The 23207-nt window shown below is 58.1% G+C and carries 18 protein-coding genes; 5 read left to right on the top strand and 13 right to left on the bottom strand.

All coding sequences use genetic code 11. The annotated features are described in order from the left end of the window. The first annotated feature begins 263 nt into the window (after positions 1 to 263). From ACM6I0_RS11020 to ACM6I0_RS11030, 3 genes are all read left to right on the top strand, one after another. Complete coding sequence (locus tag ACM6I0_RS11020) at positions 264 to 1418, top strand: MalY/PatB family protein (protein ID WP_414922245.1); 1155 nt, start codon at positions 264 to 266, stop codon at positions 1416 to 1418. 296 nt (positions 1419 to 1714) lie between these two features. Then, the gene (locus tag ACM6I0_RS11025; protein WP_414922246.1) at positions 1715 to 2005 is read left to right on the top strand and encodes a hypothetical protein; all 291 of its coding nucleotides are present in this window, start codon (positions 1715 to 1717) and stop codon (positions 2003 to 2005) included. Between the two features lie 1157 nt (positions 2006 to 3162). Further along, entirely contained in the window at positions 3163 to 3639 is a 477-nt protein-coding gene (locus tag ACM6I0_RS11030) for a hemerythrin domain-containing protein (RefSeq protein WP_414922247.1), read from the top strand. Positions 3640 to 3694: 55 nt separating this feature from the next. Here the strand turns inward: ACM6I0_RS11030 and ACM6I0_RS11035 are convergent, their stop codons facing one another. Further along, entirely contained in the window at positions 3695 to 4231 is a 537-nt protein-coding gene (locus ACM6I0_RS11035; RefSeq protein ID WP_285429668.1) for a hypothetical protein, read from the bottom strand. Positions 4232 to 4342: 111 nt separating this feature from the next. Next, positions 4343 to 6265, bottom strand: coding sequence for a PAS domain S-box protein (locus tag ACM6I0_RS11040; protein WP_414922248.1), 1923 nt, complete (start codon positions 6263 to 6265; stop codon positions 4343 to 4345). 146 nt (positions 6266 to 6411) lie between these two features. Here ACM6I0_RS11040 and ACM6I0_RS11045 point away from each other — a divergent pair, with 146 nt between their 5' ends. Beyond that, complete coding sequence (locus ACM6I0_RS11045; RefSeq protein WP_414922249.1) at positions 6412 to 7167, top strand: DJ-1/PfpI family protein; 756 nt, start codon at positions 6412 to 6414, stop codon at positions 7165 to 7167. Here ACM6I0_RS11045 and ACM6I0_RS11050 read toward each other — a convergent pair. The 3 genes from ACM6I0_RS11050 to ACM6I0_RS11060 form a co-directional block, all read right to left on the bottom strand. After that, positions 7148 to 8050, bottom strand: coding sequence for a zeta toxin family protein (locus ACM6I0_RS11050; RefSeq protein ID WP_285429672.1), 903 nt, complete (start codon positions 8048 to 8050; stop codon positions 7148 to 7150). The two genes, ACM6I0_RS11045 and ACM6I0_RS11050, sit on opposite strands and share 20 nt — an antisense overlap. A gap of 127 nt (positions 8051 to 8177) precedes the next feature. Continuing rightward, positions 8178 to 10457: an ATP-dependent DNA helicase gene (locus tag ACM6I0_RS11055; protein ID WP_285429673.1), complete on the bottom strand. Its 2280-nt coding sequence runs from the start codon at positions 10455 to 10457 to the stop codon at positions 8178 to 8180. After that, positions 10454 to 12058: a VRR-NUC domain-containing protein gene (locus tag ACM6I0_RS11060; RefSeq protein WP_285429892.1), complete on the bottom strand. Its 1605-nt coding sequence runs from the start codon at positions 12056 to 12058 to the stop codon at positions 10454 to 10456. The genes ACM6I0_RS11055 and ACM6I0_RS11060 overlap by 4 nt, the downstream gene beginning before the upstream one ends. Before the next feature lie 236 nt (positions 12059 to 12294). Here ACM6I0_RS11060 and ACM6I0_RS11065 point away from each other — a divergent pair, with 236 nt between their 5' ends. Beyond that, positions 12295 to 12519, top strand: a complete 225-nt coding sequence (locus ACM6I0_RS11065; protein ID WP_259157022.1) for a YgdI/YgdR family lipoprotein — start codon at positions 12295 to 12297, stop codon at positions 12517 to 12519. A 114-nt stretch (positions 12520 to 12633) separates the two neighbouring features. Here the strand turns inward: ACM6I0_RS11065 and ACM6I0_RS11070 are convergent, their stop codons facing one another. From ACM6I0_RS11070 to ACM6I0_RS11105, 8 genes are all read right to left on the bottom strand, one after another. Then, entirely contained in the window at positions 12634 to 14487 is a 1854-nt protein-coding gene (locus ACM6I0_RS11070; protein WP_414922250.1) for a polyurethanase, read from the bottom strand. 136 nt (positions 14488 to 14623) lie between these two features. Continuing rightward, positions 14624 to 15988 (bottom strand): TolC family outer membrane protein, encoded by a 1365-nt coding sequence (locus tag ACM6I0_RS11075; protein WP_414922251.1) that lies wholly within the window; start codon positions 15986 to 15988, stop codon positions 14624 to 14626. A 2-nt stretch (positions 15989 to 15990) separates the two neighbouring features. Next, complete coding sequence (locus tag ACM6I0_RS11080; RefSeq protein ID WP_414922252.1) at positions 15991 to 17340, bottom strand: HlyD family type I secretion periplasmic adaptor subunit; 1350 nt, start codon at positions 17338 to 17340, stop codon at positions 15991 to 15993. Beyond that, positions 17337 to 19112, bottom strand: a complete 1776-nt coding sequence (locus ACM6I0_RS11085; RefSeq protein ID WP_414922253.1) for a type I secretion system permease/ATPase — start codon at positions 19110 to 19112, stop codon at positions 17337 to 17339. The genes ACM6I0_RS11080 and ACM6I0_RS11085 overlap by 4 nt, the downstream gene beginning before the upstream one ends. A gap of 158 nt (positions 19113 to 19270) precedes the next feature. After that, complete coding sequence (locus ACM6I0_RS11090) at positions 19271 to 19696, bottom strand: AprI/Inh family metalloprotease inhibitor (protein WP_285429681.1); 426 nt, start codon at positions 19694 to 19696, stop codon at positions 19271 to 19273. A gap of 75 nt (positions 19697 to 19771) precedes the next feature. Then, the gene (locus ACM6I0_RS11095; protein ID WP_285429682.1) at positions 19772 to 21220 is read right to left on the bottom strand and encodes a serralysin family metalloprotease; all 1449 of its coding nucleotides are present in this window, start codon (positions 21218 to 21220) and stop codon (positions 19772 to 19774) included. Positions 21221 to 21686: 466 nt separating this feature from the next. Then, entirely contained in the window at positions 21687 to 22772 is a 1086-nt protein-coding gene (locus ACM6I0_RS11100; protein ID WP_414922254.1) for a polyamine ABC transporter substrate-binding protein, read from the bottom strand. 85 nt (positions 22773 to 22857) lie between these two features. Next, positions 22858 to 23199, bottom strand: a complete 342-nt coding sequence (locus ACM6I0_RS11105) for a cupin domain-containing protein (protein WP_285429684.1) — start codon at positions 23197 to 23199, stop codon at positions 22858 to 22860. Positions 23200 to 23207: the final 8 nt, after the last annotated feature.

A 23207-nucleotide genomic window follows, 5' to 3' on the forward strand; every position in this document is an offset into this window, starting at 1 on the left:
CTTTAGCCAATGGGAGAACTGACTGCCTGAAAACCGACCATCGGGCAGTGCGGGATGTCAGTCATCACACATAACCCTGTGGGAGCGAGCCTGCTCGCGATGGCGGTGTGTCATTGAGCATTGTTGTCGGCGGCTCCATCGCTATCGCGGGCAAGCCCGCTCCCACAGGTTTTGTGTTGTTCGCACCATTAGCGTCTCGCTCCCACAGGGGCTTGGCGTTTATCATTGCGCCACGTTCAACCACGCTTTCTATGAGACTGAGCATGACCTTCGATTTTGATCAGGTGTTCGACCGCCACGACACCGGCAGTACCAAGTGGAGCCGCTACCCGGCCGATGTATTGCCAATGTGGGTCGCCGACATGGACTTCGCCGCGCCGCCGGTGATTGTTGAAGCCCTGCGCAAACGCCTGGAACACCCGATGGTCGGCTACAGCGTGCCTCAGGATGATCTGCGCGCGGCCGTCATTGCCGACCTCTGGAACAAGTACGCCTGGCGCGTATTGCCGGAAGAGCTGATCTTCCTGCCGGGTGTGGAATCGGGTTTCAACATGGCCCTGAAGGCGCTGGTCGAGCCGCAGCAGAACGTGGTGGTCCAGGTCCCGAATTACCCGCCGCTGCGCCATGCACCGGGTCACTGGGGTTTGCACAAGGTTGAACTGGAATTCGATGCATTGGCAGACGGCACTTATGCCACGCAACTCGACGCCTTGAGCCAGGCACTCAAGGGTGGCGGCGCGCTGCTGCTGAGCAACCCGCATAACCCACTGGGCAAGGTCTTCCCCCGGGAAGAACTGCAAGCGCTCGCCGACATCTGCCTGGAGCAGAACGCCTGGATCATCTCCGATGAAATCCACGCCGAGCTGTGTTTCGACGGGCGTGTGCACATTCCGACCGCTTCGTTAAGCCCGCAGATCGCTCAGCGCACCATCACCCTGATGTCGGCGAGCAAGGCTTACAACATCGCCGGTCTGAAAACCTCCTTCATGATCATTCAGGACGCTGCGGTACGCGCTCGGGTCAATCATGCCCGCTGCGGCATGGTCGACAGCGTCAACCCGTTGGGCATGGAAGCGACACGCGTCGCGTACAGCGAAGGCGGTCCGTGGCTGGCCGGGTTGAAGGCGTATCTGCAAAGCAATCGTGATTATCTGGTGGACGCGGTTCGCACCCGTCTGCCGGGCGTCACGATGAACATCCCCCAAGGGACGTACCTGGCGTGGCTCGATTGCACGGCCTTGGGACTGGACAATCCGCAGCAGTTCTTCCTCGACACGGCCAAGGTGGGCCTGAGCCCGGGTCAGGATTTCGGCGATAACGCCCAACAGTTCGTGCGCTTGAATTTCGGCTGCCCGCGGGCGTTGCTCGAAGAAGGCTTGGCGCGAATGGAACGCAGCCTGCTCAACCTCAAGGCCTGACGTTCCCCACTTGATCGTTCCGACGCTCTGCGTCTGCTCTTGGGACGCAGAGCGTCCCGGGCTGCATTCCCACGCAGAGCGAGGGAACGATCGAAACAGTATTTTTGATTTTTAGTCTGCGTACTTAGTTATCGACCTATCGAATTTTCATCTTTAAAAAGTTGAAATCCCCGTGAAACCCGACAGTCACAACGTTAAACCCGCCTCGGTTTTGCAGGCAGGAGACGACAGTGTTCGGTTCCACTGTGGCAAAGATGCCGTTCAAAGGGACCTCGGATAAGAAGAAGGTGCCTGTCATGACTCAATGTTCCTCTCCCGATCAAATCAAGGCCTGCCGCACGTTCGCCCTGGAACGCAATCGACAGATGTTCGAAGAAGCCCAGCTGCTGAGTCGCTGTGCCTTTGAAATGCTTGAGGGCGGGGATCTGGATGTGGAGCTGTTTGAGCGCTATCGGGCCGTGCGCAGAAAAGCGGATCAGAAGTTTCAGGAGGCGATCGAGCACTTGCGATTGCTCAATGAAGATTTTCCGCCGATTCCGGTGTCTGCCAATCATTCCCAGCGGTTGCGTGAGCGGCTTGAGCTTTGAGCTTGAACATGAAAAGGCCGGTTTGGTTGGGGTTGGGGTTGGGGTTGGGTACATATCCATTTTTGCGGTAATGGCGGCTATTGGTTCCGCTTTTACAGCGGGTCACTTGGAGAAGCGCCAAGTAACCAAGCGCTTTTGCCCCTGACGTTCGGTGCCTCGCTAAGGCTCGGCATGCCCTCGCTTCGGTCCTGCTCCGTGGGCCCGCCGCCATCGGCCATCCATGGCCGGGGGCGGCTACCGCGGCATCCTTGCCGCGGTGCCCACTGCGCAGAACCTGCGCTCGGCCTCACGAGGGGGCGTGCAGTGCCAAAGCAAAACGAGGCGGCCTACGGGCCGACCTGGTTCTTCAACGCTTGCGCGTCGTGATCGTCCTGATCATTCCCACGCTCCGCGTGGGAATGCATCCCGTGACGCTCCGCGTCACCCTTGCGCAAGACTTAAGTCTGGTGTCGACAGCGGAACGCAGAGCGTCCCCGGCGGCATTCCCACGCGGAGCATGGGAACGAGCAACAGCAACAGCAACAGCAACAGCAACAGCAACAGCAAAAACATCGCGAGCAGGCTCACTCCTACCTAAAGCAGACCAGCGCACCGCTGTTGCTTCTCACCACTCATCAGGTCGAGCGTTAGCTCGCCTTCCGCTTTTGATCTTGATCTGCCCCGTCGGAAGGCCGAACGCAGGTTCTGCGCAGTGGGCAACCCGGCATGGATGCCGGGTTAGCCGCCCCCGGCCATGGATGGCCGATGGCGGCGGGCCCACGGAGCAGGACCGGAGTGAGGGAATGCCGAGCCACAGCGAGGCACCGTACGTCAGGGGCGCTAGCGCTTGGTTACTTAGCGCCGGGCCGCGCAGGCTCTTCCAAGTGACCCGCCGTAAAGGCGGAACCAATAGTCGCCGTTACCAAAAAAACGGATATGTACCCAACCCCAAAACTTTGCCTGATTGCCGGGCTTTTTAGTGCCGCGAAGTGCATGAATCAAACTCCAGACTCATGCAGGCTGCACGAATGCAGCTCGCTAGCAGAGCGCTTAACCCATTGTTTTACATCAAAATTATTCGAACTAAAAAACAGGCACGACAAATGCTCAAGGACAGGAAGCGACTTCGGCCTTGAGACCGATAGCGCACCCCCAATGATTAGCTGAGAGATTTGACCATGAACGCCATCGACCTGCTGAAAGCCGACCATGAACGCGTAAAAGGCATCCTGACCCAACTAAGCGAGTCCACCGAACGTGGCGTGAAAAAACGCACCGAACTGCTGGCCAAGCTTGAAATGGAGATCGCCATCCATACCCGTCTCGAAGAGGAAGTCTTGTACCCCGCGTTCAAAAAAGCGGGCGGCAAGGAACAAGAGGTCATGTACTACGAAGCCAAGGAAGAACATCGCACCGTTGATTCGTTGGTACTGCCCGACTTGAAAGTCACTGACCCTTCTACCCCGGAATTCGCAGGTCGAGTCAAAGTGGTCAAGGAATTGCTGGAGCACCACATCGAGGAAGAGGAAACGGAAATGTTCCCGCAAGCCAAGAAGCTGCTGGGCAACGCTACTCTGGAAGAGTTGGGTGCACAGATGGAAACGCTCAAGGTTCAATACAAGAAAGAACTGAGCGCGTCCAACATGGCAGCGTGATGAAGTGCATTGATTCACCAGGCCCGGCAACAGCCGGGCCTTTTTATTGTGCGAGTCAGCCGCCGGGGTTGGTGACCTGGATGTACACCGCATAGCAGCCCAGCAGCACCCAGAACGTGGCGAAAATCCACGGCGTGCGCACGGAAAACAGCAACGACTTGCGATACCCCTTGTGGGACGACTCCATCTCGCTGAACAGCGGCGATTCATCGTAAGCCAACCCCATCAAAGGCTCGGCGCGCAGCAATTCACTCTGTTTGAAATGCCAATGATCGATGATGTCATAGGCGGCCCGGATGCCCGGCCAGGCGTTGAGTGAACTGAGCAGCCCCAGTAACGCCAGGAACGGCGGTACCACCAGCGTGAAGAGTTTCCCCCACTCCGGGTTGAGGTTGGACATGCAGGAAGCAAAGGCAATCACCAAAAACGATTGCGCAGCCAGATAAGCGTCGGTTCGATTGGCGAGGATGCTGGTTTCGTACTGGATTTCCCGGCGGTAAAAATCCAGGCGTTCCTTGGGTGAGCCGAACATCTTCGCATTGTGTTCGGTCAGGGCCTCTTCAGCCGGCGGTTCGGTCAGTATTCTTGGCACGACAATCACATGAGTCTGGGAAAACGTTTAGAAGAAACGTACCCAGGCAAAGTTCAGCCGGATCTCAGAGCGCCCTCCCCTGTACTCTTCCAGCGGCACATTGAGCGCTGCTCACTTCATGGCCAGGGCGATGACTTCCACCAGGTTGAGTTGGGTAAAGGGTTTGGACAAGCGCGGAAGCTGAGTGGCGAAGCCTTCCAGGCGCTCGGCATACCCTGTGGCGAGGATAATCGGCAGGCCGGGCTTGAAGAACCGTATGGCCTGAGCCAGTTGCGCGCCATTCATCTGCGGCATGGCCATGTCGGTAATGAGCAAGTCGATGTTCGGCTCGTTATCAAACTGCTCAAGTGCTTGTGCCCCCGATGTCGCACTGATGACCCGGTGCCCGAGATCCTCGAGCAACAGGACGGTGCTGGTCAGCACCAGGCTGTCATCGTCCACCACCAACACACACAACTGCTCCACTGGAGGGGGCTGTGCCGACTCCACGACGGTTTTGATCACCGATGCGGTCGTGGCGGCAGGTATCCAGAGCTCGGCGGTAGTGCCGACGTCTTTCTTGCTCTTGAGAATGAATCGCCCGCCCAGCTGTTCGATAAATCCATGAACCATCGACAACCCCAGCCCCGTGCCTTTGCCGATGCCTTTTGTGGTGAAGAACGGGTCTTTCGCCGACGCGAGCGTGGCTTCATCCATCCCTTCACCCGAATCGCTGACACTGAGGCAAACATAATCGCCCGGCGCCAGATGCAAGGCGGATTGGTCGCAGGCGTCTGCCGTCTTGGCACTGATGACGATTTGACCGCCTTTGGGCATGGCATCGCGGGCATTGGTAGCGAGGTTCAACACCGCCAGTTCGAGCTGATTGAGGTCGGCCATGACAGGGACGAGCCCGGGTTCAAAGCGTGTTTCCAGCATGACTGAAGGCCCGAGCGAGCTACGCAACAGTCCGCTGATCCCTTGCACCAACTCGGATAAATCGACTGATTCGAACTTGAGTTCCTGACGTCGCGCAAACGCCAGCATGCGCTGGGTCAGCGACACGCCGCGCATGGCGCCCTGAGTGGCGTTATCCAGCAGACGGGTGACTTTCGGGTCGTCACCCACGCGCTTGCGCACGATTTCCAGGTTGCCGAGGATGACGGTCAGCAGGTTATTGAAGTCATGGGCAATCCCCCCACTGAGTTGACCGATGGCCTGCATCTTCTGCGCCTGGAACAACGCCTCGCGGGCTAGCTCAAGGTCGTGCTGCGCCTGAGTAGCCTCGGTGATGTCACGGGTGATCTTGGCAAAGCCGAGTAACGTGCCGGTATCGCCCCAAATCGGGTCGACCACCACATGAGCCATAAACCGTGTCCCGTCCTTGCGCACGCGCCAGGCTTTGTTTTCGAAGCGCTTCTCGCGCGTTGCGATCTCCAACGCTCGTTGCGGCTCACCGGCCGCTCGGTCTTCAGGGGTGTAGAACAGCGAAAAATGCTGACCAATGATCTCTTCGGGGCGATAACCCTTGATGCGCTGGGCGCCCAGATTCCAGTTGGTCACGCGGCCATCCGGGGAGAGCGTATAGATGGCGTAATCTGTGACGCTTTGCACCAGCAAGCGAAACTGCTGCTCGCTTTGCTTGAGGGTCTCTTCGGCCATTTTGCGGTCGGTCAGATCGCGGGTGATCTTGGCAAAACCCAACAGCTTGCCCGATGGGTCGATAATCGGATCAATCACCACGTGCGACCAGAAATGCGTGCCGTCCTTTCGTACACGCCAGCCTTCGCCCTCGAAACGCCCCTCACGAATTGCCGTGTCCAGCGCACGTTGTGGCAAACCGGCCTGGCGATCTTCTTCGGTATAGAAGCGCGAGAAGTGCTGGCCAAGAATCTCCGCTTCCTCATACCCTTTGAAGCGCCTGGCGCCAGCGTTCCAGCTGGTGATGATGCCGTCTGGATCAATCATGTAGATGGCATAGTCCACCACGGCATCGATCAGCAGACGAAAGCGCATCTCCTCGACGGAATAGGTTCTGGGCTGGTTATCACTCATCGATCACACCCGTGATTATCATTGTTATGGAGTATGCGACAAACCGTGGGTTTGGGAAGCACGAAAACGGTTGAGAACTGGAGCATAACGCTCGCACAGCCTATTCTCGACGCCAATTGCCACCCCGGCCGATACAAGGCACTCCGATGATTCTGATTCTGTTACCCACGTCTGACTACGATCCCACCGAAAGCAGCGTCGTGTGGCAAGCCATGCGCCAGGCCGGTATCGAAGTGCGCTTTGCAACACCCCAAGGTCTACCTGCCTACGCCGACTCACGCCTGGTGAACATTGGATTCGGTCCGTTGAACCCTTTGCTGATGACCCGTCAGACCGATCTTGCCCATTACGCCCGCATGATCGAAGACAAATGGTTTCGCCAACCGATGGCCTATGCCGACGTCGACTGCGATCAGTACGACGGACTGCTGATTCCGGGCGGCCATGCCAAGGGCATGCGCAGTCTGCTGGAGTCAGACCGGGCGCAACGGATCGCCCTGCATTTTTTCAAGGCTGACAAACCCGTAGCTGCGGTGTGTCACGGCGTGTTGTTACTGGCTCGTACCATCAATCCGGATACCCGGCATTCGGTGTTGCACGGACGCAAGGTCACTGCCCTGCTGGCCAGCACCATGGAGTTGCCGGCCTGGATAATCACCGCCCCTTGGCTTGGACGCTATTACCGGACCTATCCGCAAACCGTTGAAGCAGAGGTCACGGGCGCCCTCGCCAGCCCTGCGCATTTTCAGCGAGGTCCGTTGCTGGCGCTCCGTGATTCAGCGGACGAACCCCATCGAGGCTTTGTCGTGCGTGATGGTCAGCTGCTGACCGCTCGCTGGCCAGGAGACTGCCACCGATTCGCCGCTGAATGGGTCCGACTTCTTATCGGTAAACGTATTTGACGATGTAAGCGTACAAATCGTTGTAGACAACGTCAGGGACAAACTGGGCGTAGGTTTGGGCTTTGAGCAACGCCAAATGGCAGTCTTTTACCATCTCGTCACGTTCTCGATGGGTGCAGACATGGTTATTGATGATGTTGGCGTAGGTGCTGTTCGGCGTCGGTGCCGTGGAGGGCGTGGATGCGGGAACGTCAGCTTTTGAGTAGCTGAAATGAGCACGCTGGAGGCGCTCTTTCAACGCTCCAGGCCCGCGCTCATACAAGGTGATTTGTGAGCCATCGACTGCTTTGGAGGCGACCTCACAGGCCAGGATGATCGCTTGTGCAAGACTCATGCTGGCATCAAGGTCCGCGTAGCTGACAAAGCGTTCGAGTTCCCGATTTTCCAGGCTCTTGAGTGCCCGCTTGATGCTCGATACGTGGGCGAATTCCTGCGTACAGCCGACGATATGCGTTTCGAATTGATACCCTGCTGCTGTGGCCAGGGGTGGAAACGTGGCGAAAGCGATTCTGTCGAACGCACACTCCATGATGATGTTGTATTTGAGCGTAAAGGCTTCAGTGAAGATCTTTTTGCTGACTTCCTCTACAAAGGCTGCCGTGTGCTCGTAGGCGTGCAAGACGCCGAGTTTGATCATCTCTGCGTATTGAGGATGTTTCTGTCGGTATTCGGGCAGGTAGAGACGAACGTATTTGTCGTAGCGCTTTGAAGGCAACAGATGCTTTTCCAGCAGGAAGGTTTTGCCTGACCCTTGAAGCCCGGCAACCACCAGGATTTTCGGCGTTTGCTCGGCAGTGATACCGCGAAACAGCGTCGCTTTGATTTCGTTGAACGCTGCAGTGACCTGCTCAGGGGTGTAGGTGTAATTTGGCGCGACTGACATACCTTGATTTCCTTATCAAAGAGCCGGCGGAAAGTGATGGCCGGCCCTCTGAATAAAGCCCTGTTTCAGCGTTTGTTCAAATGCGCGTGTCTTTCAAGATATGTCGTTGTTTTTAAAGTAAAAATTCCTACGCCATAGAGTGAAAAGGCGCTTGTTCAACCGCCCACCAACGCGGCAGCAACTGCCTGACCTTACTCTCGCCAAACCGGTCATCGATCAGCATCACCACACCTTGATCCTGTTGCGTGCGGATCACCCGTCCCGCCGCCTGCACCACTTTCTGTACCCCTGGAAACAGGTAGGTGTAGTCATAACCGGCGCCGAAGATGGCGGCCATGCGGTGCTTCAATTGTTCGTTGACCGGATTGAGTTGCGCCAGCCCCAGCGTGGCGATGAACGCGCCGATCAGGCGTGCGCCGGGCAAGTCGATGCCTTCGCCAAAGGCTCCGCCCAGCACGGCAAAACCGACACCCTGGCTGTGCGCCGTGAATTGATCGAGAAAAGCCTGACGCTGATCTTCGGCCATGCCCCGGGACTGCGACCACAGAGTGATCTGTGGGTGTCGTTCGGCCAGTAACTGCGCCACCTGCTGCAAATAATCAAAGCTGCTGAAAAATGCCAGATAGTTGCCCGGGCGTTGGGTGAATTGCTGTGCAATCAACTCGACAATCGGCTCGAGCGACGCTTGGCGGTGGACGTATCGGGTCGATATCTGGCTGACGATGTGCACTTTCAGCTGGTCGGCATGGAACGGTGATTCAACATCGATCCACACCGTGTTCGTCGGGGTTCCCAGCAGGTCCGCGTAGTAATGCCGAGGGCTGAGGGTGGCGGAGAACATCACCGTGCTGCGTGCGGCCGTCAGGCGTGGGCGAATGAAACCGGCGGGCACCACGTTGCGCAGGCACAGTCGGGACAGGTGACGCTTGCGGTCGAGGTCACGCTTGCTGATGTCAAACAGAAACTGTTCATCGAAGAGTTCGGCCACCCGGCAGAACTGCAGCATGTCGAAGTAGAAACCCTGCAAGGCGCTGTCCAGGCCCTGGGGGTGATCGTTGAGATAATCGCCAATGCTCGCGCTGCATGAAGACAACGCCTGAAGCAGTTTTTCCGGTGCCTTGTCGTACGCCTGATACGGCGCCGTTTGCAGGTTGTGCAGGGCATTCCACTCTCGATTGACCCGCTGTAACGACTTTTTCAGCGCCTCTGGAGCGTTTTTTCGCACGCCATCGAGGGTCGACTGTTCGAGACTGGCGCTGTACATCTGCCGGCCGCGCTCGACCAGGTTGTGGGCTTCATCCACCAGCACCGCGACTTTCCAGTTGTTGGCCTGCGCCAACCCGAACAGCAGCGCGCTGAAATCGAAGTAATAGTTGTAGTCAGCGACCACCACGTCTGCCCAACGGGCCATTTCCTGGCTCAGGTAATAAGGACAAACCTCATGCGCCAGGGCAACCTGGCGAACGGCAGCCTGGTCGAGCAGGCTCAGCTTGCTGGCAGCTTGGCGAGCGGCGGGCAACCGATCATAAAACCCCTGGGCCAACGGACAGGACTCACCGTGACAGGCTTTGTCCGGATGTTCGCAGGCTTTGTCCCGGGCGATCATCTCCAATACCCGCAACGGTGGCGCAGCGGTGCTTTGAAGGATGACTTGCGCGGCGTCCAGCGCCAGTTTGCGCCCCGGGGTTTTCGCGGTAAGAAAGAACACCTTGTCCAGTTGCTGCGGCGCCAGGGCCTTGAGCATCGGGAACAGCGTGCCCAGGGTCTTGCCGATTCCGGTCGGCGCCTGAGCCATCAGGCAGCGTCCCGTGCTGACCGCCTTGAACACCGACTCAGCCAGATGCCGTTGCCCCGCACGAAAGCTGGCATGGGGAAATGCCAACTGCTGCGCCGCGTGATTGCGCGCATCGCGATGGGCCATTTCCTGCTCGGCCCAGTGCAGAAACAACCCGCAGTGATGTTCGAAAAACTGCTGCAGTTGCGCAGCGCTGAAGGCTTCGACCAGGCAGGTTTCCTTTTCACTGACGATGTCGAAGTACACCAGCGCCAGATTGATCCGGGCCAGTTCCAGCTTCTGGCACATCAGCCAGCCGTAGATTTTCGCTTGTGCCCAGTGCAACTGGCGGTGGTTGGCCGGCTGTTTGCTCAGGTCGCCGCGATAGGTTTTGACCTCTTCCAGGCAGTTTTGCGCTGGGTCGTAACCGTCTGCCCTGCCCTTCACCGTCAAGGTTCGGTACAGGCCTTCAAGGGCAACTTCACTTTGATAACCCTCGCTGCGCCGTGAAGCGACGGTACGGTGCCCGACGATGCCTTCCAGCGCCGTGGGTGACGGGGTAAATCGCAGGTCCAGGTCGCCGACCTTGGCGGTGAATTCACACAACGCCCGCACCGCGATGCTGTAGCTCAAGCGCTTTGCTCCGACCATTGCACGTAACAGACGGCGATAGGCATCTGGTGTTCGTGACAGAACTCCAGCCAGCGCAATTGGTTGTCTTGCAAGCGATCGCCGGGGCCTTTGACTTCGATCATGCGGTAGGTCTTGTCTTGCGGCCAGAACTGGATCAGGTCCGGCATGCCGGCGCGGTTGGCCTTGATGTCCAGCAACAGCCGATTGAACCAGTGCTTGAGGTGCTCGGGCGGCAGGCAATCGAGGGCCTGGTCCAGCAGTTCCTGGCTCAACGCGCCCCAGAACACGAACGGCGACTGCACGCCCCACTTGGCGACATAGCGCTCACGCAAGGTTTGTACGTAGCGCCCGTCATCGAGTTCGGCGAGACACGCCTCAAACAACCCGGCCCGACGCGCATGGAAGTCCTCGTTGAGCAGATCGACCGGCCCGCGCTGGAACGGGTGAAAAAAAGCGCCTGGCAACGGGGCAAAGATCGCCGGCCAGCACAGCAGTCCGAACAGCGAGTTGATCAGGCTGTTTTCGACGTAATGCACTGGCGCCAAATCCTGCGCCAGATGGGCCTGCACGTAATATTCCACCGACAGCGCTGGATCGATTCTGGGCAATTGCAGGTCCAGGCGCTGCATGTCCCGAGGCGCTGGCCGTTTCATCGCCGGACCGCCCAGTTTGCGCCGAAGCCTGGGCAGCACGCGCAACAGATGTTGATGCTCGGCCGCGCTTTCAGGCGTTTGTTCTGCGTCAGTCGCCAAGTCCATGGCCAGTTGATACTCACCACAGCGCTCCAACACTCGAATCAGCCGGACCCGTGCGCCAGGATAGGCGCAGTCGCGGTAAATGGTCAGCGCGGTGGAGAAATCCGCCAGGCGTTCGCAGTGCTGGCCGATCTGGAACAACAGCTTGCCCCGGCGTCGTTGCAGCCACGGGTTGCTGAGTTCCAGCGCGTTGACTTGCTCGACGATGTCCGCCACCGCCTCACCCGCCTCGAACCGTTGCTGGCATTGGTGCAGGAATACGCAGGCGTCCACGTCTTCACGGCAGCGCAGGCCCCGGGACTCGGCGCAGAACTCGACTTTTTCATAGGTAAAAATGCCGAGGTCGGCCAGCACGAACTCCGACCAGTCCTGATAAAGATTGCCGAAAAACATCAACCGCAATCGGTCACACAGGCCCATGATGGTCAAGGTAAACAGTCGGTCATCGACTTGCGGGCACCATTGGTTGAAGCTTCGGGCATCGCATAACTGTTCGCTCAACGGCGGTAGCCAATCGGACTTCTTGCCTTTGGGCTGTTCGATGAGCGTGCCAAAGCACTGGAGAATTTCCGCCTTGAGCAGCACCTCGAACAGCTCCGCGATCGGCAAGGGCGAGTGTTCGTCGATCCAGCCTGCCGCCAACAACGGCTCGGCAGCACGGGCAATGTCACCAATTTCCAGGTAGTTCAGTTTGCCGGCCCTGAAATGCACGCCCTTGCGCATCACCATCCTGACCAGCAGTGCGCGGGACTCGCGGGGTTGTCGGCGGAAATCCTGGACGAAGGCCTGCTCCTCGACGCTGAGCACATCGCCATAGCGGTGTTCAAGCCAATCAAGCACTTGCATGAAGTTGTTCAAGTAATAGAACGGATCGTCGAGCGGATTTTCAGTCACAGAAAAACAGCGCCATTGGAAAGTGAGTACTGGTTATGCGTACAGATACCAGCCAAGGCGTACCCGGTGCAAACGGAAAGGGATAAGCGGCGGCGCTATTTGGCAATTTGCGCTGGTTATCGAACTTTCCTTTGTTCCACGGCACCAACCGACATAGACGATTTTTTTTTGCATTGTTAGAGGTGTTTATGAATATCAGGATTCTGAGTTTGCCACTGGCCGCGGTAGCTTTTCTGGCGCTGGCCGGTTGCTCTACACCCACGGTCGTGACCTTGCAGAACGGCACCCAGTATTTGACCAAGGACATGCCGAAAACCAAGTCCAAGGACGGCTTTTACGAGTTCGAGGATATTTCCGGCGCGAAAGTGAGGGTCAATGCCAACGACGTAGCGACGGTTCGCAAGGAAGATTGAGGACGGCGTTATCGTTCATCGCGAGCAGGCTCGCTCCCACAGTTATGCATTCGACTTGCAACCTGTGGGAGCGGGCTTGCCCGCGATGAGGCCCCTACCGGCGCCACAGAACTATCAGGCAATCACAATCCCTGAGCCGGACAAACTGTCCAGTCCAACCCCGACCAGCGTCACCGAATCAGCACCAAACGTCAGCACCGTATCGTGGCCCACTGCCGTGGCATGTGCGCGATAGTCATCGCTGGGCGTCACGCCCTGCACCCCGAGAAACACCAGCTTGTCGTTGGCTTGATAGCCCAGCACCCGATCCTGACCGAACGCGCCGCTGAACAGGAACGTATCGACCCCGCCGCCCGACTCCATCAGGTCGTTCCCCGCCCCGCCCACCAGTACATCATTGCCCTTGCCGCCGATCAGATGATCGTTACCGTCCAGGCCAAACAACCAGTCGCCCGTCGCCTGGGCCTTGAGCGTATCGGCACCCGTGCCCCCCTTCACCGAGGACGCGTACTGCGTCAGGTTATTACCCGCCACCAGCCCGCTGGCCGTCACGCTGTGGGTCACCTCATCCTTGAGCAGTCCCCACAAGCCCCCCGATTCCTGGGTGACAAGGCTGCCAATGTCGCGGGTAATGCTGATGCCGCCATGGGCATCGCGCACGTACAGGTTGCCGGCGCCGTCGTTGGCAAACTCAAACCCTTTAACCGACTGCTGCAAGTCCAGCACGTTGTTGCCCTTGCCACCGAGCAGGATGTTGTAGCCGCCCGCATCGCGGAAGGTGTCGTTGCCGTCACGGCCCTCCAGATAGTCATTGCCCTTGCCGCCCTGAATCAGGTCATTGCCGTCACTGCCGATGATGAAGGTGCTGCCCTTGTGGGTTTCTGCGTTGCGATTCAGGTCCTGCACCCAGGTCGTGGCGCGCGCGGGGGCCGAGAGGTTGGCGACAATGATCGTCGAGTCTTTGCCGGTGAGGTCGTAGAACGACGATTCGATGACCCGATTCATGCCGTCGCCATAGGCGGTGGGCAGGTGCGAGATCCACGTAGGAATGTTGAGGATGGAGAACGGCAGCACATTCCACGCCGTCGAGGCGTAGTGGTCATTGAAGCTGACGATGTTATCGGTCGTCGAATCCTTGGGGGCATCGTGCACACCCACCGACGACAGGTTAAAGGACGAACCGTCGAGGGCACGAAACACCGGATCGTTTTCGTAACCGACGTTGAGCACTTTGTCGGTGCTGCTCTGGGTGGGCGACGCGTAGGCGATGTAATTGGAGTCCTGGTAGAACCCTCCCCACTTGCCGCCGCTCAAGTCCGCCAGGCTGTTGACCGCCAACCCGCCAAGGCTGTGGCCACTGACCAGGATGTTTTTGCCCGACAGGCCATTGGCCTGGGCAAACGCCGCGACATCGCCCAACAAATTGCCGAAGGCTTCGCCAACGTAGTTTTTCGCATAATCCTTGGGACCCAACGCCGCCAGCAGATCGTTGATCACGTCACCGATGGAGTCGCTGATCAAGGTTTCCCTGGGACCGCTGGTGCCACGAAAGGCGATGCCGATTTCAGTGAGATGCCCCTGCGCATCGTACTTGCCGAGGATCTCCACCTGCGCACTGGTGTAACCGGCTTTCTCACCGAAGAACGTTCCGCGCGCATCGACCTTGCCGTCATAGCCCAGTTGCGAGGCGGAGATCGGCGTCCAGCCGGCTTTCTGTACGGCATCCAGTGCGGCTTTTTCCGAGTCGGGGTTCCATGGAATGCCGGGAATGACCCCTTGGGAATCGGTGCCGCCCAGCAACGCAGTGACCAGTGTCGCCGGCAACCCAAGACCAAAGCCGTTGTGCTGGTAACCAGTGGCAAAGCCGTTGTCGAGGTTGTGGTAGGAATACAGCGTGATCGCCATCGCGTCAGTGAATAACGCTTTGGAATCTGCCGTGCCGAAGTTCTTGTAGTCGTACACACCCATTGGTATTGCCTCTCTTTTTGTTGGAATTGTCAGAGATAGCTCACAACCAGGACGCTTCCTTCACAAAGCGCCCCGGAGCATTCAGTGCCTGTAGCCTTTACCCAAATGTGATGCGATCGAGCCTCGCCCCAAATCGCTATCGAGTCTTCGGGCCCTGTCCGAACGCCTCGTCCACCTTGGCGAGATCCTGTTCGCTCAAGGTGCCGGCGTAGTAATGCAACTTGGTCCACGCCATCAGGTAGTCATACCTTGCCTGGGCCAAATCCCGGCGAGTGGTAAACAGTTGTTGTTCGGCGTTCAGCGCATCGAGGTTGACCCGCTCACCGCCCAAAATGCTTTGTTTGGTCGAGACCACCAGCGCCTCGGCGGACGTCAGGGCTTTTTGATAGGCGCGCAGTTTGTTCACACCCGACAGGCAGGCACTGAACTGGCGGCGCAGCTCGATCAACGTTTCCCGGGTTTTGCCATCCAGTTCGTATTCGGCCTGTTCCATGGTGCGGCTGGCCTGACGGGTCGACGCCGACACCCCGCCGCCGGCATACAGCGGCACATTGACTTCGATGCCGATGGTGTTGGTGTCATAGCGCTGGTTGTAAGTGTTGCCGCTTTCCGATTCGTTCTGGCGCACCGAGGCGTAGGCACTGACTTTAGGCAAGTGCCCGGCGCGGTTGCGTTCGACTTCATAACGCGCCACTTCCACCGCCTGGCGCTGTGAGGCCAGGTTCGGGTTGTTGGCCACGGCCATCTCGTGCCAGGTGTCGTAATTGGCCGGTTGCAGGCTGAACGTCTGGAAGTTCTGGGCCAGCGGGGCCAGGTCGGTGATGTCGATGGCCTGCACGCCAATCAGCGCGCCCAGTTCACGCAAGGACGCGTCCTGTTCGTTGCGCGCCTCGATTTCCTCGGCGGTTGCCAGCTCGTAACGGGACTCGGCTTCAAGAATGTCAGTGCGCGTGCCCTCGCCCTGGCGGAACATTTGCTCGTTCTGCTGGAACTGCTGCTCGAAGGCCTTTTTCTTGGCCAGGGCAATGTCGATCTGATCCTGGGCGAACAGCGCCTTGGTGTAGTTTTCCAGGACGCGCACCAGCAGCTCCTGACTCTTGCCACGAAACGCTTCATCGGCAAACAACGATTGCGCCACACCTTTGCGATACGCCGCGTAGGCCTCGTAATCGATCAAGGGTTGTTGCAGGGTCAAGGTCGAGCCGTAACTGTTGTAGTTGCGGTCATCGCTCTGGTTTTGCCCGCGCTCGTTGAGATAGGTGACCTTGGACGTATTGCGGCCCTTGTTGTAGTTGTAACCCAATTTTGGCAACAAGCCGGCCCGGCCGATGATGCGGTTCTCAAGGCCGGCATCGCGCGCCTTGATCGCGCCGAGGAACACCGGATCATTGCGCAACGCTTGCTCGTAGATATCGAACGGCCCCATGGCCATCACGCTGTCGCACGTCAGCAACGCCAGGGTTGCCGCGAGCATGGAAAGCTTATTCATACAGCCGAACATCCTTATTCCTCGGTCAACGCGGAGCCTGCCCGGTCGAGCAGCGGTTTGAACAGATAGTTGAGGAGTGAACGTTCACCGGTGCGCACGAACATTTCCGCCGGCATGCCGGGCTTGATCACCAGGCCGTGGAGTTTTCCCATCGCCTGATCGCTGACGCTGCTGCGCAGCACGTAGTACGGCGCACCGGTTTTCTCGTCGACCATCTGGTCGGCGGAGATCAGGCTGACCTCGCCTGGGACCCGCGGTGTACGGCTCTGGTTGAACGCGGTGAACAGGATGTCCACCGGCAAGTGGGTGCCAACCTTGTCGATCAAATTGATCGGCAGGTGCCCTTCCACTTCCAGCCGCGTGCCTTGGGGCACGATCTCCAGCAAGGTTTCACCCTGACGCACCACCGCGCCTTCGGTGTGCACCCCAAGGTTGACCGCGATGCCGTCGGCGGTGGCGATGATCTCGCTGTGTTGCAAATCGAAGCCGGCGGAAGTCAGTTGTTCTTCCAGCGTCACGCTTTTGAGTTGCGCGTCGGCCAACTGGGTGCGGACTTCTTTCTGGTACTCCTCAATGTGCTGTTGCAGCTTCAGGCGCGATTCAATGATGCCCTGCTCCACCCGCCCGCTTTCGCCGGTGTTTTCCGCCAATTGCTGCTGAACTTGCGACAGCTGACGCTGATACTCCATCAACCGGTTACTCGGGATGTAGCCGTTGTCCGCCAGGGGCTGCAGATTGCTCAACTGTTTTTGCAGTGAACTGGCCTGTGCCGTCAGGTCCGTGCGTGCGCGGCGCATGCCGGCCAGTTGCGCGCCGGCACCTTCGATGCTGGCGCGCAAGGCTGCCTGCTCGCGGGAAAATGCTTCACGGCGGCTGCTGAACAATTGCCGCTGGCCTTCGAGGACCAACGCGAGGCGTGGATCGGGATCGTTGCTCAGTTCAGCGGGAAAATTCACTTGCTTGAGGTTGTCGCGTTCGCTCTGCCAGCGCGCCAGGCTGGCCCAGGCCATGCGGTATTGCGCCTGCAACGATTGCACGTCGGCCGCGACCTGGGTCTGGTCTAGCTGGAACAGCGGCTGGCCGAGCTTCACCACTTGGCCTTCGCGCACCAGAATCCGGCTGACGACGCCGCTGCTCATCGATTGCACGGCCTTGCGCTTGCCCGACACCACCACCGTGCCTTGCACCGGAATGCCTTGATCGAGCGGCGCTAGACTGGCCCAGGTGAAGAAACTGCCGGCGCCGACGATGGCCAGGACCCAGCCCATGCGAGCGAAGAAACGCGCATCGCGCTCGGGGCGTGCGGCGATGTAATCGTGTTCCATCGTCGCTTCGTTTTCAGTGTTCATGCGTGCGCTGCTCATACACCCGAATTCCTTGTCGTGGGCTGATACTGGCGACTCATGTTGAGCCCGCCCGGTGCTTGCGCAGTTTTTTCACGTTGCTGTTCCTGAGCACCGGAGAGTGCCTTGAGCACCTCTTGGCTAGGGCCGAAGGCCTGCAAACGGCCTTCGTTGAGCACCAGCAATTTGTCGGCCTGGGCCAATGCCGAAGAACGATGTGTCACCAGAATCACGCTGGTGCCCCGAGCTTTCATGTGCGCGATGGCGCCAGCCAGGGCGGCTTCACCCACGGTATCGAGATTGGAATTGGGCTCATCGAGCACCACCAGGCTCGGATTGCCGTACAGCGCACGCGCCAAGGCCACCCGCTGTTTCTGACCGCCGGACAGACCGCTGCCGTCCTCGCCCAGCACCGTGTCGTAGCCTTGCGGCATGCGCAGGATCAGTTCATGCACGCCCGCCTGTTGCGCGGCCTCGACGACTTTTTGCGGATCGGCCTCACGAAACCGGGCGATGTTTTCGGCGATGCTGCCGCTGAACAATTCGATGTCCTGCGGCAAGTAGCCGATGTACGGGCCGAGGTCGTCGCGGTTCCAGCGATGAATGTCGGCGCCGTCGAGCCGTACGGTGCCGCCCAGGGTTGGCCAGACGCCGACCAGCACCCGCGCCAAAGTCGATTTACCGGAGCCGGAGGCGCCGAGCACGCCCATGACTTCACCGGCACCCAGGCTGAAATTGACCATGTGCAAGGTCGCGCCGCGCCGCCCCGGTGGACCGGCACTGACCTGTTCGAAGCTGATCTGCCCCTTCGGTGCCGGCAGGGCCATTGCCTCGTCACTCGGCGGAAAAGCTTGCAGCAACGCATCAAGACGACGGTAAGCGAGCTTGGCGCCGCTCCATTGTTTCCAGACTGCAATCAACTGATCGATTGGACTGAGGACGCGGCCCATCAGAATGGACCCGGCGATCATCATCCCGGCGGTCATGTCGCCCTTGATGACCAACAACGCCCCCAGGCCCAGCACCAGGGATTGCAGGCACAGGCGCAAGGTTTTGCTCAGGGAACTGATGACAGCGCCGGTGTCGCTGGCCTGATTCTGCAGACCGAGGAAGCGCGAGTGCACCTGGAACCAACGCTTGCGCAACACCCCGAGCATGCCCATCGCCTGAATGGTTTCGGCATTGTGCAGGTGGCTGGTCGCCAGTTGGCTCGACTTCTGGGAAAACGCCGCCGCCTCCCCCAGCGGCTTTTTGGTCATCGCCTCGTTGAGGCATGCCAGGCCGATCAGCAACACCGCGCCCGCAGTGGCCAAGACGCCGAGCCAGACGTTGAACAGGAAAATAACGAACAGGTACACCGGAAACCACGGCGCGTCGAAGAACGCGAACAGCGCAGGGCCGGTGACGAATTGGCGAATGTGGGTCAGGTCCCCGAGGGATTGCCCGGCGTTGCCTTCGCCTTTGAACAGGTTGCGTTCGAACGCGGCCTGATACACCCGTAAATTGAAGCGCCGCTCCAACTGGCTGCCAATGCGAATAACGATGAAGCTGCGCACGATCTCCAGCAAACCGATGAAGACGAAGAACCCGACCACCATCAGCGACAACATGGCCAGGGTCGTTTCGTTTTGCGAAGACAGCACGCGGTCATAGACCTGGAGCATGTAAATCGACGGAACCAGCATCAACACGTTAATTAACGCGGTGAAACACCCTACGCTGATCAGGATGCTCTTGTAGTCGCCCAAGGCTTTTAATAGTGGTGCGGTGGCTGGGCTCTTTGCCATCTTCATGGGTTCTTCCTGAGGTGTTATTCCCCGTCATACCTGACGAAGTTTCCAGTAACTGTTCGTGCAGAGGCGGCTATAGGTTTGACGCACTAGCGCTTACAAACCAATAACAACTTTTAATCTGGTTTAGGGCTTATCACATAATGACCGCTGTCTGTTTATTACTGCGCCTGACGCACAAGTGTTATGACCAGAGCAGATTTCAATATGGCTGTATAAGAGCCGTCACGCTGGCGGCTGAGAAACAGAATCTTTGAACCTTCGTTACCGGTAATCGCAATACCGTCCGGCTCAGTGAACCAACCGATCGCTTTTTCACCCGCCAGCCATGCGCTTAAACACTCTGCACCGTCACCCAGTGTCTGCTGCAACTGGAAGTCGATGATGCACACCTTGGACTGTTCGTCCTGCAAAACCAGGGACTCTGAGGAGTTATCCCTGGCACTCAAGGTTGCCTGCCATTTGCCAGCCAATTCCGAGGGATCTGTCAATTTCAAGCTACTTGCCATGGCGGTCTCTCCAATAAAAATCATGAACGTCGCCAGAAGCCACGCGGTTGTTCGACGGATCAAGGCCTTGTCAGCCATAGGTTGTTGTACTCCGGCTTGCAGGTTTGTTGCGCAGAGGGCAGCGCATCGGCGCCACCCTCCTTTTGCCTCACATTACGCCGCGATGTCCGAGAACGCCGCCTGGCCAACGGTGCTGACCAGGAAATCAGCCACGCCGTGTCCGGAGAAGTCCACCGACAACAGGCTGTTACCACCCGAGGAGGTCAACACCGCATCGCCCGCCGCACCGGTGAACGAATTCACAAAATGCAGGCCGGCGCCATTGGTGATGCCGGTCAGGTCGATCTTGTCCAGGCCGCTGACAAAGTCGAGGATCTGGTCGGAAGCCCCTGGTCTTGAATCGCTGCTGGCCGCGAACACAAAGGTGTCCGACCCAGCACCGCCCCACAGCTTGTCCGCACCGCCCGCGCCGTAGAGTATGTCGTTGCCGGCACCGCCCTTCAGCTCGTTGGACACGCCGTTACCGATCAGCAGGTCGTTGCCCGAACCGCCAATCGCGTTCTCGATGATTGCGCCCTTGGCAATGGACACGTTGCCCACCAGGCCGCCCACGTCGGAGAACGAGGCTTCATTGAGGTTGATCTTCTGGTTCTGGGTGAAACCGGAGAAATCCAGCGTGTCTTTGCCACCCGCATCCCACACCGAGAACACCACCTTGTCCGACGACGAAGACGCACTCAGGAAGTCGCGACCGGCGTTGGAGTTGAAGCCGTAGGTGGTGTCACCGGTGCGGGTGGTGGTGTTGGCACCGTAGAGTTTCTGGATCGCGGCAATGTCGTCCATCAACGGCCCGGACGAATAGGCTTCGACACCGCCCTTGCTGAAGTTCTGGCTGGTATTGCTTTCACTCCAGTAGCTCATGACGCTGTAGCCGCGGGTGTCTTGCCCATAGGAGGCGTCATTGTAGGTCGGCGCACCTTCACCAGCGTTGTAGTCGCCGGGATGGGCCAGGCCCAGGGTGTGACCGATTTCGTGAGTCAGGGTTTGACGCCCGTAATTGTTCAGGTCGGGGGTCTTGTTCGGCGTGTAGCTGCTGTTAGTCAGGTACCACGATGAACCGTCGTAACCTGCACCCGTGCCAGGCAGATAGGCAAACGCCGCTGCGCCGTCCTGACCACCGCTGTAATTGCCGAAGGTCATGTGACCGTCGCCGCCTGTGGCCTTTTCGGCGAAGGTGACATTTGCAACGTCAGACCAGGATTGCATGGCGAGCACCGCCTGGGCTTTTTGTTGCGAGCTGAACTGACTGAAGCCGGTAATACCGTGCTTGCTCATGGTGCTCGACGATGCCGAGGTCAGGAACGTGTAGGTCAGTTCGATTTTGCCGCTGCCATCCTTATCCTGGTAGGCAGCGCCATCGCGCAGCAATTGGGTCGCTGCCTGGTCGACGGAATAGGAGGGTTTGCCATTGACCGTGAGATTGCCACCCCGGTCATACTGATGGCTGAAACTGTTGATCTGACTGTAAGCCGAACTCGGTGCAGCCAATGGTGAAAAGGCCTGTTCGGCAAGACCGACAGCGTTGTCTTTTACATTAGACATAAACACACTTCCTTGTTTAGCAATGGAACAGTTTTTTTCAGATAGCGACAATCTCTGGCGAGATCGTCCTATCACTCGCCCAATGAAGGCGAAAGAAAACTGACACAATTCGAAATCAAACGTCTACTGTTTTTTTGACGTCAAATTGTGTTGTTCCAGCAAGTACCCGGAAACAATGCGTGCGCTGTCGAAATAATCTTGTAAACAGGGGGCTTCGGGGAGATTGTCTGACAATTACGTATTTAAATATTAAATAGACCTAAGTTGCTTTATGACTAAGGCGTCTCGGTTTTTTCGGACTTATTAGTATCAGTGCCAGTGAATTGATATCAGTTTATTTATATTTGATAGGGATTCTGGAAACGGCCAATACGCAGGCGACCAGCATTCGAGTAGTAAGGCATTCCATTGCCTCCTGACCATTGAAAGGAGGCAAGGAATCCACAGCGTTGTCAGCCTGCCGCCCTTAGCTGCCCGTACGAATCTTGTTCCACACCCGCGTGCGAATTCGATCGATGTTCAGCGGCATCGCCTCCAGCGCGAACAGCTTGCCCATCATTTCCGGACTTGGATAAACCTTGGTGTCGTTCTTGATGGCAGGGTCGATCAGGCTGTCGGCCTGTTCATTGCCGTTGGCGTAGTGCACGTAATTGCTGATGTCGGCCATGACGTTGGGGCGTAGCAGGTAATTCATGAAGGCATAGCCGGCCTTGTCGTCCGGGGCATCGGCGGGCATGGCGACCATGTCGAACCAGATCGCGGCCCCTTCCTTGGGAATCGAGTAGCCGATGTCCACGCCGTTCTTGGCTTCTTTGGCACGGTTCTCGGCTTGCAGGATGTCGCCAGAGAAGCCGACGGCCACGCAGATGTCGCCATTGGCCAGGTCGCTGGTGTATTTGGATGAGTGGAAATAGCTGACATACGGCCGAACCTTCATCAGCAACGCTTCAGCCTTTTTGTAATCTTCCGGTTTTTTGCTGTGATGCGGCAGCCCCAGGTAATTCAGCGCGGCCGGCAGCAGTTCCGGGCCGTTGTCGAGGATCGCCACGCCACACTTTTGCAGCTTGGCCATGTTCTCGGGTTTGAAAATCAGATCCCAGGAATCCACCGGCGCGTTATCACCCAATACGGCTTTGACCTTGGCAATGTTGTAGCCGATGCCCGTGCTGCCCCACAGGTACGGGAAGCCATGTTCGTTACCGGGGTCGTTGGTTTGCAACGCGGCGAGCAATACCGGGTTAAGATTTTTCCAGTTCGGCAACTGACTCTTGTCGAGTTTCTTCAACGCGCCACCCTGAATCTGCCGGGCCATGAAGTGGTTGGACGGGAACACCACGTCATACCCGGATTTACCGGTCATCAACTTGCCGTCGAGGGTTTCATTGCTGTCGTAGACGTCGTAGCTGAAGGCAATGCCGGTTTCTTTCTGGAAGTTTTTAGTGGTGTCGGGGGCAATGTAGTCGGACCAGTTGTAAATCTTGACGGTGTCGGCCGCATGGCTGAGGGACGCAACGAGCGCAAGGGGGGCCAGAGTCAGTGTCTTTCGGATCATGAGTCGATTCCTGTATGGGCTGTTTGTTTTTGTTGGAGCGCTATTGGCAGGTAATCAAAGGATCAAAAATCAAAAAATCAAAAAATCAAAAAATCAAAACGTAGGTCTTGCGCACGGTTTCCTGGATATCCCAGATGCCGAGGCTGTTGGCTGGCAACATCAGTGCGTCACCAGCTTCTATGTGCAGGGTTTCACCGCCGTCCGGGGTAAAGGTGCAGCGGCCTTGAATGAAGTGACAGAATTCCTGGGCAACGATCTGCCGCCGCCAGCGCCCGGGCGTACATTCCCAGACGCCGGTTTCGACGCCATCGTCGCGCTCGACGCTCGTGGTCGAAGCCACTGCCACGGGCGTTCCCAATGGCACGGCGACCGGGTTCGACTCTTGCAGTTTCAAGGTTGCGGTGTTTTTGAATTGCGTGATGCTCATGGGATTAC

Origin of the sequence: Pseudomonas sp. IT-P294, assembly GCF_949767865.1 — a bacterium.
Classification (GTDB): Bacteria; Pseudomonadota; Gammaproteobacteria; order Pseudomonadales; family Pseudomonadaceae; genus Aquipseudomonas.